Source organism: Blautia sp. AF17-9LB, assembly GCF_003479185.1.
GTDB classification, from domain to species: domain Bacteria; phylum Bacillota; class Clostridia; order Lachnospirales; family Lachnospiraceae; genus Fusicatenibacter; species Fusicatenibacter saccharivorans.
The window spans coordinates 29,908-42,274 of sequence record NZ_QUGU01000005.1 but is presented as its reverse complement, the minus strand read 5'-3'; the positions used below and the strand labels follow the sequence as shown (position 1 = coordinate 42,274).

The window sequence follows — 12,367 nt, the reverse complement described above, 5'->3', positions numbered from 1 at the left end:
AAGACATGCAGTTATCAAAAAGACTTTCCGCGGTAGCGGAGTTTGTCACCCCGGGCGGCTGCCTGGTCGATGTGGGAACAGATCACGGCTATGTGCCGATTGCGCTGCTGGAACAGAAGAAGATTTCCTCCGCAATCGCCATGGATGTGAACCGCGGACCGTTAGAACGGGCCAGGGAGCATATCACGCAGTATAACATGGGGGACTACATAGAAACACGGCTTTCCGATGGCCTTCATGCCCTGCAGGCGGGGGAGGGGGATTCTCTCCTCATCGCGGGCATGGGCGGCGGGCTCACCGTAAGGATTTTAAGTGAGGGTGAGCCGCTGCTGTCCGGCTTTGGTGAGCTGATTCTGGAGCCGCAGTCAGATATCGACCGCGTGCGCGCATGGCTGCTGGAGCACGGATTTTACCTTGCACAGGAGAATTTCGTGGAGGAGGATGGAAAATACTATCCGATTCTGCGGGCAGTGCATGGGGAAAAGGAAGATCTGAAGGCGGAGGAGCTTTTCTATGGACCACGTCTTCTGGAAAACCAGAATCCGGTGCTGTTGGAATATCTGCAGAAGCAGCAGAACCAGAACAGAATGCTGATCGGCCAGCTCTCTGGCAATCCGGGGGAGAAGGCGACACAGAGGCTTTGTGAATTAAAAGAAAAAGAGGCAATACTGGAATCTGCGCTTGCGCGGTTCCATACGATGTAACGACAGCGTTTTATCATGAGGAGGCGTGTCTGAAAATTTCAGGTTTTATAATTTTCGGGCGCGCCTTCGTTTTTACTTCTGAATTTTCAGAAAGTTTTGCAAAAAGGAGGAATTACAAGTGATTCAGGTAACAATTGATGGAAAGAAATATGAATATCCGGAAAATTGCTCTTATTATGAGATTGCAAAAGATTTTGAGAAAACGATGGATGCTCCGATTGTCCTGGTGAAGGTGGACGGACGGCTGAGGGAGCTGCACAAGCAGCTGAAAAAAGACTGTGAACTGGAATTTGTGACGACGAAGGATGAGATCGGACATAAAACGTATCAGAGGAGTCTTTCTCTTCTGCTGGTAAAAGCGGTGTATCATGTGGGAGGCTACGATAAGATCCGCCATGTGATGCTGCATTTTTCGGCGGGTTCGGGCTTTTTCTACACGGTGGACGGCGATATCACGCTGAATCAGGAGTTTTTGGACGAAGTAAAAGCGTATATGCATGAACAGGTGGAAAAGGCGGTGCCGATTTATAAGCGGAGTGTCGATACGCACGAGGCGAGAGAACGGTTCCGGCTGCATGGCATGACGGATAAAGACCGCTTGTTCCGTTACCGCCGTGTCTCCCGTGTGAATCTGTACAGTCTCGGGGATTTTGAAGACTATTATTATGGATTTATGACGTATGATACGAGTTATCTGAAGTATTTTGATCTCTATTTATACGATGACGGCTTTGTGCTGCAGATGCCGGAGAAAAAGGCGCCGGAGACGGTGCCGGCGGCGAATCTCTCCCCGAAGGTGTTCCAGGTGCAGCGGGAATCGGAGCGCTGGGGTGAGCAGATGGGAATTTCCACGGTTGCCGACTTAAATGAACGCATCACGAAGGGCAATATTCAGCAGATGATGCTGATTGCGGAGGCGCTGCAGGAGCAGAAGATTGCGAAGATTGCGGAGCAGATTGCGGAAAGAAAGCAGGTTAAATTTGTGCTGATTGCGGGGCCGTCTTCCTCCGGAAAGACAACGTTCTGCAACCGGCTTTCCATCCAGCTTTCAGCGCATGGTCTGACGCCGCATCCGATCAGCCTTGATAATTACTATGTGAACCGGGTAGATACGCCGCGGGATGAAAACGGCGATTATGATTTTGAATGCCTGGAAGCACTGGATATCGAGCTTTTGAATCGGGATATGACAGCACTTTTGAACGGAGAGCGTGTGGAACTGCCGTATTTTAATTTTAAGACGGGCAAGCGCGAGTACAAGGGGAATTTTATTCAGATGAAGGAGACCGATGTGCTGGTGCTGGAGGGGATTCACGGGCTGAATGAAAAACTGACGTGGTCGCTTCCTTCGGAAAGTAAATTCCGGATTTATATCAGTGCGCTGACGCAGATTAATGTGGATGAGCACAACCGGATTCCGACGACGGATGGCCGGCTGATCCGGCGTATGGTGCGTGACAGCCGGACACGGGCGACGTCGGCGAAGGAGACGATTGCGATGTGGCCGTCGGTGCGCCGCGGGGAAGATCGTAATATTTTCCCGAATCAGGAGAAGGCGGATGTGATGTTCAATTCAGCGCTGGTGTATGAGCTTTCGGTGCTGAAGCTGTATGCGGAGCCGCTTTTGTTCCAGATTGAGGAGGGAGAGCCGGAATACCAGGAGGCAAAGCGGCTGCTGAAGTTTTTGGATTATTTTGTCGGAGTGCCGATTGAGGATATTCCCAAGAATTCGATTCTGCGGGAGTTTGTGGGGGGAAGCTGCTTTGATGTATGAGAGGCTGCTTTGCGGGATCTGTGATTTGGGGGATGGACAACAGAGAAAGTTTGTGATATGATTATTAACTGTCTGATGTTCCGTTTTTGACAAAGTAAGATATGTAATCGCGGCTGGCAGGACCGAAAGGGGCCAGGTGAGGAAAGTCCGGGCTTCGCAGGGCAGGATGCCGGATAACGTCCGGCGGAGGCGACTCCAGGGATAGTGCAACAGAGAGATACCGCCAGGTTTTTTCTGGTAAGGGTGGAAAGGCAGTGTAAGAGACTACCGTTTCTCTGGTAACAGAGAAAGCCATGTAAACCCCATCCGAAGCAAGACCGAATAGAAAACGTATATGGCTGCCCGTCATGTTTTCAGGTGGGTCGCTTAAGGGGACTGGCGACAGTTCCATTGGATAGATGATTACACACGACATAACCCGGCTTATCGTTTTGCTTTGCATAAGACGGAAATTCAGGCATCTGGATAAAATAAGTACGCCGGGAACGGACACGAGTGGATTGTGTTTGTTCCCGGCGTACTTATTTTATCCGGCCATCTGGCGCAAGCCGCACATTCCCGCGGACCGCTGCATGGTGTGAAAAAAATGCATGTCATGAAAGAAAAAATAAAGGAGACAGCAGGATGAAAGTGATATTGGCTTCGGGGTCACCCAGAAGAAGAGAGTTGATGGAGATGTTGGGAATACGGTGTAAGGTTCAGGCTTCAGGGGCGGAAGAAGTTGTGACGTCTGCGGAACCGGAGAAGGTTGTGGAGGAGCTTTCACGGCTGAAATGTCTGGATGTTGCGGAGATTACCGAAGGGGATGCCGTTGTGATCGGGGCGGATACGGTTGTGGCTTTTGAAGGGGAGATCCTTGGCAAGCCGAAAGGGATAGAACATGCCAGAAGCATGATGCAGCAGTTGCAGGGAAGGGTGCATCAGGTGTATACTGGAGTTACGATTGCGGTAACAGAGGGGGACGCAAAGCGTGTGGTATCGTTCTGTGACCGTACAGATGTAGAGTTTTATGCGATGACAGAGGAGGAGATAAACGGGTATCTTGCTCTTGAGAAAGAGGGGGAGGCTCCTGTGTGGTCGGATAAGGCTGGAGGATACGGAATTCAGACGGTGTTTGGGACAAAGTTTGTGAAAGGAATCCAGGGAGACTATTATAATGTGATGGGACTGCCGGCGTCCCGGGTTTATCATGAGTTGAAAAATCTGGGCGTTCTGGAATAGAAGGAGGTAAGAGAAGATGAAAAAGTTTTCGGAAATTGAATACGTAAGGCCGGACATGGAGGCAGAGCAGGAAAAAGTAAGAGCGTATACGAAGGCGCTCAAAGAGGCAAAATCATATGAGGAGCTGCGCGGACTTTTTATGGAAGAAAAAACGCGCGAGGATGCCTGGGCGACAATGGCGGAAGTGGCGCAGGTAAGATATACGGTGGACACCAGAGATTCGTTTTATGAAGGAGAGGTTCAGTTCTGGAATGAGACGATTCCGGCGATCCATCTGCTGATACAAAAGGCAGAGAAGGTGATTCTGGAGTCTCCGTTTATCAAAGAGTTTGCAGAGGAGTTTGGGGAATTCTTTGTGAAGAATATGGAGGTTGGCCAAAAATTAGCGGACGACTGTATCGTGGAGGATCTGATCGAAGAGGCGAATCTGACGCAGCAGTACAGTAAAATTACGGCGAATGCTTCGACGAAATTTAAGGGCGAAACGTGTAATTTTTATGGACTTCTGAAGGCGATGCAGAGTACGGACCGCCAGATGCGGAAAGAGGCGATGACGGCATGGGGAGATTTGTATGAAGAGATTTCCGGGGAGCTGGATGCGCTGTATGACAAGCTGGTTCCGCTGCGCGATAAAATTGCGAAGAAGCTGGGATTTTCTTCTTACATTGAATTTATTTACCTGAGCTATGGAAGATACGATTATACGGCGGAGGATGTTGCAAGGTTCCGTGCGCAGGTGAAGGAGAAGATTGTACCGCTCTGCCTGGAGCTTCGGAAGGAGCAGGAGAAACGGCTTGGAGTGGACAGGCTGCATTATTACGATGAGGAGCTGATTTTCCCGGAAGGAAACGCGGTTCCGGAAGGAACGACGGAGGAACTGGTTGCGAAGGCGCAGAAGATGTACCATGAGCTGTCGAAAGAGACGGGTGAGTTCTTTGACTTTATGGTGGAGCATGAGCTGTTTGACCTGGAGACGAAGCCGGGAAAACAGACAGGCGGTTACTGCACATTTCTGAATACGTTCAAGGCGCCGTTCATCTTCTCCAACTTTAATGGTACGAGCGCGGACGTTGATGTTCTGACTCATGAGGCGGGCCATGCATTCGAGGCGTATACGGCGGCAAAACAGATTCCGTTTATGGATATGGTATTCCCGACAAGCGAGGTGGCGGAGATTCACTCGATGACAATGGAGCATTTCGCATACCCCTGGATGAATGCATTCTTTGGAGAGAAAGCAGATGATTACCGTTATGCGCACCTGATGAGCGCGCTGGAAGTGATTCCGTACATGGTATGTGTGGATGAGTTCCAGCATAAGGTATTTGAAAATATCGGCATGACGGCCAAGGAGCGCCGTGCGATCTGGCATCAGTTAGAGCTGACCTATATGCCATGGAGAAATTATGACGGCCACAAGTTCCTCGAGGAGGGCGGTTTCTGGATGCAGAAGCAGCATATCTTTGTGAACCCGTTCTATTATATTGATTATGCGCTGGCACAGATCTGTGCTTTCCAGTTCTTTGAGCGTTTCAAAAAAGAGCCGGAAAAGGCGTGGGGCGATTATTACCGTCTCTGCCAGGCAGGCGGAAGCAAAGGATATTTTGCACTGCTGGAGCTGGCCGGACTGAAGAATCCGTTCGTGGATGGAACGGTGGAAGAAGTCGTTGCGGGACTGAAGCCCTATTTAAAACAAAAAGTAAAGTATACGATCCGTCCGGTAAAAGAGGAAGATCTGAAAAAGGTAGCCGAGGTGGAGGCGCTATGTTTCCCGGCTGCCGAGGCGGCAGGTTATGAAGACTTCATGGAGCGGTACAAAACCTGCAAAAACAGCTTTTTTGTAGCGGAAACTGAAGATGGCGAAATCGCAGGCTTCTGCAATGGCTGCTGTGCGGATACCGATTATCTGGCGGATGCACTCTACCATGACGCCACGCTGCACAACCCGGACGGCGATTATCAGATGATTTTCGGACTGGACGTCAATCCGAAGTTCCAGAAACAGGGCATTGGAGAAGCACTGATGCGTCATATGGTAAAAAGCGCAGGAGAGCGTGACAAAAAAGCCGTTGTTCTTACATGCAAGGATCATATGATTCCATTCTACAAAAGGATCGGATACGAATATATCGAACTTTCCGACTCGACGCATGGCGGTGCAAAATGGCATAAGATGATGTACCGTTTCTAAAAAGAAATGGAAAGCAAAAAGGGCAGAACAGGGAGATACGAAATTTCTCTGTTCTGCCTTATTTTTCAAAAAAACAGGGCTCTTAACGAAGGCTTTTTCTCAGTAACGGAGTAAATTTCAGAAAAAAATACAAAAAAATAGTAAAAAAGCAGTTGACATCTAACGTACGTTAGCATATACTAACAACTGAAATAGAGATGAAACTCATTATCATACACAGGAGGTAATTGACTATGCCTTTAACGATGGCAAATCCAGGCGAATGTTACACAATCAGAAAAGTTGGCGGAAAAGAAGAGACCAGAAGATTTCTTGAAAATCTTGGCTTCGTCGTTGGCGGAAACGTGACAGTCGTATCGGAAATCGACGGCAATCTCATCGTGAATGTGAAAGATTCCAGGGTAGCCGTTGGAAAAGATATGGCAGCCAAAATCCTGATTTGATAGGAAAGAAGGAGAGAAGATGAAGACTTTAAAAGAGACTTCCGTAGGAGAAACCGTTAAAGTTGTAAAACTCAACGGCTCCGGTCCGGTCAAAAGAAGAATCATGGATATGGGAATCACCAAGGGTGTTGACGTATTCGTGCGCAAAGTTGCTCCGCTCGGCGATCCGGTCGAAGTAACCGTCAGAGGATACGAATTATCCTTAAGAAAAGCAGATGCCGAAATGATTGAAGTAGAGTAAATTTTTTTTGCCTGCTTGTTAGCGAATGCTAACAAAAGCAAGCTGTGGCCAATATTGGTAAGGCTTGTGAAGTTATTAAAATCAGTAAAAATCAAAGAAAGAGGGGCATGGAAAAAATGGCAATTAAGATTGCACTCGCAGGAAACCCGAACTGCGGTAAGACAACATTGTTCAATGCACTGACAGGCTCCAACCAGTTCGTAGGAAACTGGCCAGGTGTAACCGTCGAGAAAAAAGAAGGAAAGCTCAAAGGCCACAAAGATGTCACCATCATGGACCTTCCGGGTATCTATTCTTTATCTCCGTATACACTGGAGGAAGTGGTAGCCAGAAATTACCTGATTAATGAAAGACCAGATGCGATCCTGAACATCGTAGATGGTACCAACATTGAGCGTAACCTGTATCTGTCCACACAGATCATGGAACTTGGTATTCCGGTGATCATGGCTGTCAACATGATGGATATTGTTGAGAAGAACGGAGACAAAATACATATCGACAAACTGGCGAAAAAGCTGGGCTGTGAAGTTGTAACCATCTCTGCTCTGAAAGGAACCGGAATCAAAGAAGCTGCTGATAAAGCAGTGCAGATTGCACAGAAAAAAGGTGCTGCTGTACCGGTTCATGAGTTTGACAAGGATGTGGAGGCAGTCATCCGCACCGTTGAGAGCAAACTCGGAAGTGATATTGTAAATGAGCAGAAACGCTTCTTTGCAATCAAACTTCTGGAGAAAGATGATAAGATCACAGAGCAGATGAAATCCGTTCCGGATGTATCTGCCGAGATCAAACAGCTGGAAGACAAATTTGATGACGATACCGAGAGTATTATTACAAACGAGCGTTACGTTTATATTTCCAGCATCATCGGTGACTGTGTCACAAAGAACAAGAAAAACGCCATGACAACATCGGATAAGATCGACCGGATCGTAACCAACCGCTGGCTGGCACTTCCGATCTTTGCAGTTGTTATGTGGGTTGTATATTATGTATCTGTCACAACAGTAGGTACTTTTGTAACGGACTGGACCAACGATGTACTCTTTGGAGAGATCATTCCGCCGGCCATTGAAAATCTGCTGAACGCGATCCACTGCGCTGACTGGCTGCAGGGTCTGATCCTGGATGGTATTGTTGCCGGTGTTGGTGCCGTACTTGGATTCGTACCGCAGATGCTGGTACTGTTCCTGTTCCTGGCATTTCTGGAGTCCTGCGGTTACATGGCGCGTGTTGCATTCATCATGGATCGTATCTTCCGTAAATTTGGACTTTCCGGAAAATCCTTCATTCCGATGCTGATCGGAAGTGGTTGTGGTGTTCCTGGTATCATGGCTTCCCGTACCATCGAGAATGACCGTGACCGTAAAATGACCATTATGACAACAACGTTTGTACCTTGTGGAGCAAAACTTCCAATCATCGCCCTGATCGCAGGCGCCCTGTTTAATGGAGCTTCCTGGGTTGCACCAAGTGCTTACTTCGTTGGTATCGCAGCAATCATCTGCTCCGGTATCATCCTGAAAAAAACAAAACTGTTCGCTGGCGATCCGGCTCCGTTTGTTATGGAGCTTCCGGCTTACCACTGGCCGACGGTAAGCAACGTTCTCCGCAGCATGTGGGAGCGTGGCTGGTCTTTCATCAAAAAAGCCGGTACGATCATCCTGATGTCTACCATCGTTCTGTGGTTCCTGATGAACTTCGGATGGGTTGACGGATCCTTCGGAATGCTGGAAGCTGAGCAGTTAAATGACAGTATCCTGGCTTCCATCGGAAGCGTGATCGCTCCTCTGTTTGCACCTCTTGGATGGGGCGACTGGAAGATGGCTGTTGCAGCTGTTTCCGGACTGATCGCAAAAGAGAACGTTGTTGGTACCTTTGGTATCCTGTTCGGCTTTGGTGAAGTTGCAGAAGACGGTGCCGAGATCTGGGGACAGCTCGCAGGAAGCTTATCTACGGTAGCAGCTTATTCCTTCCTGGTATTCAACCTTCTGTGCGCACCGTGCTTCGCAGCAATGGGTGCAATCAAACGTGAGATGAACAATACCAAATGGTTTTTTACTGCAATCGGATATCAGACACTGCTTGCCTATGTTGTATCCCTGTGCATCTATCAGATCGGTAACCTGTTCATCGGCGGCGGTTTTGGAATCGGAACGGTAGTTGCTGTTCTGCTCATCATCGGATTTGTATATCTGCTGGTAAGACCTTACAAAGAGAGCGCAACTCTGAGCGTTTCCACCAACAAAATGTTCAGCAAATAATTGCTGTGACAGATAGAGAACATGTATCTGATGAAGAGTCCGTATCCGGCATCCGCTGCAGGATGCGGACTCTTTTGAAAAGAAAGGAGTTGTTTCTATGGGAACTTTTATCACACTTGTAGTCGTTGTTGGTCTGGTAGGACTTGCAGTACGCAGTATGATTAAAGATAAAAAAAGCGGCAAGGGAAGCTGTGGTGGTAACTGCGGGCAGTGCAAGGGACATTGCGACTGACAGGACAGGAATCATCATCAGGAGGTAGAACGTATGCCGCAGGAACAGACAAAGCATGAAGCCAGAAATTATCACAGAACACAGATGAAGCGAGAACTGATTATTCAGAAGCTCCGGGAACAGGGATGCAGAATAACCAGACAGAGACGGATTCTGCTCGATATTATCCTGGAAGAGGAGTGCTCCTGCTGTAAAGAAATTTACTATAAAGCTCTGCAGAAAGACAGCAGCATCGGGCCTGCTACGGTGTATCGCATGGTGAATACACTGGAGAGCATCGGTGCAATCAGCCGCAAAAATTTTTACAAGATTGCCTGTGGAGAAGAATGCTTCAAAGATCAGGGCTGTACCGTAGAACTGAGCGATCATACCATCTGCCGCTTAAGCGGAGAGATGTGGATGGACGTGATGAAATCCGGACTGAAGGCAAAGGGCTATATTCAGAATCAGGATATTGAAAATGTGATTGTTTCAGCGGTGGAAGGCTGAAAAACGGGGAAAACGGGTGAAAATTCCTTCCGTTTTCCCTGTTTTAATGAAAATAATTATCAAAAAGAACTGTACGTATTGTCTAACCGAGCAGGTGAGTGCTATACTGTGAACCACAGCGGGGGAAAATGTAAAATTCAGAAAAAATTTATTTTAATAACAGGAGGAAATGTAATATGACAATCAAAGATTTAAAACATCCAGGACTTTTCGCAGCAGGAGTATTATTCGGAACAGCAGGTATCAAAGCACTGTCCAGCAAGGATGCGAAAAAACTTTACACCAACTGCACCGCAGCTGTTCTTCGTGCAAAGAAAGTTGTTATGGATACGGTAACGACCATCCAGGAGAATGCGGAGGACATCTATGCTGACGCAAAACAGATCAACGAAGAGCGTGAAGCAGCAGAAGAGGCAGTAGAGGATGTAGCTGAAGAGACAGCAGAGGAAGCTGTTGAAGCAGAAGCAGAGGATACGGTTGAGGCATAAGCTGTACACAGCAACATCTGATTTACGTCGTATTCATACGGAAAAAACAAAACGCCTGCAGAATTCTCTGCAGGTGTTTTTCTAGGAGGCATAAGATTTGAAATTTTATATTAAACACGAAAGCAGAGGCAGAATCCGAATCCATCTGGCACAGAAGCGCATGTCCTCCGTACAGGCAGAGACACTGCTGTACTATCTGCAGAATCAGAACCAGGTATCTTTCGCGAAGGTATATGACAGAACCGGCGATGCCGTGATCTGTTACGAGGGAGAACGAGCCGCTGTGATTCGGATGATACAGCTCTTCCACTACGAGGAAGTAGAGCTGCCGACCGGACTGCTTGAGAGCTCCGGCAGAGCGTTAAACAACGAATATCAGGAAAAGCTGATCAGCAAAGTGATTTACCACTTTGGAAGAAAATGGCTTCTTCCGGCACCGATCCGTGCCATCTATACTACGGTTGTTTCCGTAAAATATATCTGGAAAGGAATCCAGACACTGGCACAGGGAAAGATCGAAGTTCCGGTTCTTGATGCAACCGCAATCGGTGTTTCGATGCTCCGCGGCGACTATGGAACCGCAGGCTCTGTCATGTTCCTGCTCGGCGTAGGAGAGCTGCTTGAGGAATGGACGCATAAAAAATCCGTCGGAGATCTGGCACGCAGCATGTCGCTGAACGTCGGAAAGGTATGGCTGAAAAAAGACGGCCAGGAAATTCTCGTTCCGTCTGAAAAAATTGTTGCGGGCGACGAGATTGTCGTACATATGGGAAATCTGATTCCATTCGACGGCGAGGTATCCAACGGCGAGGGTATGGTAAACCAGGCTTCTCTGACCGGAGAATCTGTTCCGGTACGCCGTACCTTAGGTTCCGTTGTCTATGCGGGAACGGTTCTTGAGGAGGGCGAGCTTACCATTCTTGTGAAGCAGACCGGCGGATCCAGCCGTTACGAGAAGATTACCGCGATGATCGAAGAGTCCGAGAAACTGAAATCCGGACTGGAGAGCAAGGCAGAGCATCTGGCAGACCGTCTTGTACCGTATTCCCTTGGCGGAACGGCGTTGACGTATCTTCTGACCAGAAATGCAACGAAAGCACTCTCTATTCTGATGGTAGACTTCTCCTGTGCGTTAAAACTTGCCATGCCGATTTCCGTTCTCTCTGCAATCCGCGAGGCAAACCAGCACAAGATCACCGTAAAGGGCGGTAAATTCCTGGAGGCTGTGGCGGAAGCGGATACGATCGTTTTCGATAAGACCGGAACACTGACAAAAGCGCAGCCGACCGTAGCAGAGGTGGTATCCTTCAGCGAAACAAAGAGCCCGGATGAGCTTCTGCGCATCGCAGCCTGCCTGGAAGAGCATTTTCCGCATTCCATGGCAAAAGCCGTAGTAGACGCGGCAAAAGAGAAACATCTGGATCACGAGGAGATGCACTCCAAAGTAGAATATATCGTTGCACACGGTATTTCTACAACGATCAATGGCGAAAAAGCGATTATTGGAAGTTATCACTTCGTATTTGAGGATGAGAACAGTATCATTCTGGAAGGAATGGAAGAGAAGTTCCGTCATCTGCCGGAGGAGTATTCTCATCTCTATCTTGCCTTAGAAGGTGTACTTGCAGCAGTTATCTGCATTGAGGATCCGCTTCGTCCGGAGGCGGCCGAAATTATCCGTCAGCTGAAAAAAGCAGGTCTGAAAAAGATCGTCATGATGACCGGAGACAGCGAGCGCACGGCAAAAGCGATCGCGAAGAAGGTCGGCGTGGACGAGTACTATGCTGAGGTACTGCCGGAGGATAAGGCAAACTTTGTGGAGAAAGAAAAAGCAGAGGGACGTAAAGTCATTATGATCGGTGACGGTATTAACGATTCACCGGCACTTTCTGCCGCAGACGTTGGAATCGCCATCAGCGAGGGCGCAGAGATTGCGCGTGAGATCGCGGATATCACCGTTGCCGCAGACGATCTGGCAGAAATTCTGGTGCTTCGTATGCTGAGCAACCGTCTGATGAAACGGATTCATAAGAATTACCGCTTTATCGTTACGTTCAATGCCGGACTGATTCTGCTCGGCGTGGGCGGTATTTTACAGCCAACCACTTCCGCACTGCTTCACAATACATCTACTCTTTACATTGGCTTAAAGAGTATGGGTAACCTGCTGGACGAGCCGGTATAAAAAACAGAACAGAATAGCAACGGGAAAGCCGCCGGAGTCTTCTTCTTAAGATTCCAGCGGCTTTTTAACAAAAGCAGGGAAAGTCTCTGCTTCCATTGCGAATATTCTTTCACCAGCGTGATGTGAAAAAGA

At 48.3% G+C, this 12,367-nt stretch carries 11 protein-coding genes and 1 other RNA gene; all 12 read left to right on the top strand.

All coding sequences use genetic code 11. The features are described 5' to 3' along the window. Positions 1 to 5: 5 nt before the first annotated feature. The 12 genes from DWX00_RS06800 to DWX00_RS06745 all read left to right on the top strand — a co-directional run bounded on the left by DWX00_RS06800 (position 6) and on the right by DWX00_RS06745 (position 12,235). Entirely contained in the window at positions 6 to 704 is a 699-nt protein-coding gene (locus tag DWX00_RS06800) for a tRNA (adenine(22)-N(1))-methyltransferase (RefSeq protein ID WP_118594896.1), read from the top strand. 118 nt (positions 705 to 822) lie between these two features. Beyond that, complete coding sequence (locus tag DWX00_RS06795) at positions 823 to 2,478, top strand: nucleoside kinase (protein ID WP_243037597.1); 1,656 nt, start codon at positions 823 to 825, stop codon at positions 2,476 to 2,478. 91 nt (positions 2,479 to 2,569) lie between these two features. Then, an RNA gene (gene rnpB / locus DWX00_RS06790) (RNase P RNA component class A) lies at positions 2,570 to 2,920 on the top strand. 182 nt (positions 2,921 to 3,102) lie between these two features. After that, positions 3,103 to 3,699 carry a Maf family protein gene (locus DWX00_RS06785; RefSeq protein WP_117510305.1) on the top strand — a complete coding sequence of 199 codons (597 nt, stop codon included), beginning with the start codon at positions 3,103 to 3,105 and terminating at the stop codon, positions 3,697 to 3,699. 16 nt (positions 3,700 to 3,715) lie between these two features. Next, complete coding sequence (locus DWX00_RS06780) at positions 3,716 to 5,890, top strand: M3 family oligoendopeptidase (protein ID WP_118594895.1); 2,175 nt, start codon at positions 3,716 to 3,718, stop codon at positions 5,888 to 5,890. Between the two features lie 233 nt (positions 5,891 to 6,123). Beyond that, a complete protein-coding gene (locus DWX00_RS06775) occupies positions 6,124 to 6,333 on the top strand; it encodes a FeoA family protein (RefSeq protein WP_022462744.1) in 210 nt (69 codons plus the stop codon). A gap of 19 nt (positions 6,334 to 6,352) precedes the next feature. Further along, a complete protein-coding gene (locus tag DWX00_RS06770) occupies positions 6,353 to 6,574 on the top strand; it encodes a FeoA family protein (RefSeq protein WP_022462745.1) in 222 nt (73 codons plus the stop codon). A 116-nt stretch (positions 6,575 to 6,690) separates the two neighbouring features. Continuing rightward, a complete protein-coding gene (gene feoB / locus DWX00_RS06765; protein WP_022462746.1) occupies positions 6,691 to 8,841 on the top strand; it encodes a ferrous iron transport protein B in 2,151 nt (716 codons plus the stop codon). Positions 8,842 to 8,938: 97 nt separating this feature from the next. Continuing rightward, positions 8,939 to 9,073: a FeoB-associated Cys-rich membrane protein gene (locus DWX00_RS06760; protein ID WP_022462747.1), complete on the top strand. Its 135-nt coding sequence runs from the start codon at positions 8,939 to 8,941 to the stop codon at positions 9,071 to 9,073. 33 nt (positions 9,074 to 9,106) lie between these two features. Continuing rightward, complete coding sequence (locus tag DWX00_RS06755) at positions 9,107 to 9,562, top strand: transcriptional repressor (protein ID WP_022462748.1); 456 nt, start codon at positions 9,107 to 9,109, stop codon at positions 9,560 to 9,562. Positions 9,563 to 9,738: 176 nt separating this feature from the next. Next, a complete protein-coding gene (locus tag DWX00_RS06750; protein WP_022462749.1) occupies positions 9,739 to 10,050 on the top strand; it encodes a DUF6110 family protein in 312 nt (103 codons plus the stop codon). 97 nt (positions 10,051 to 10,147) lie between these two features. Beyond that, entirely contained in the window at positions 10,148 to 12,235 is a 2,088-nt protein-coding gene (locus tag DWX00_RS06745; protein WP_118594894.1) for a heavy metal translocating P-type ATPase, read from the top strand. Positions 12,236 to 12,367 lie beyond the last annotated feature (132 nt).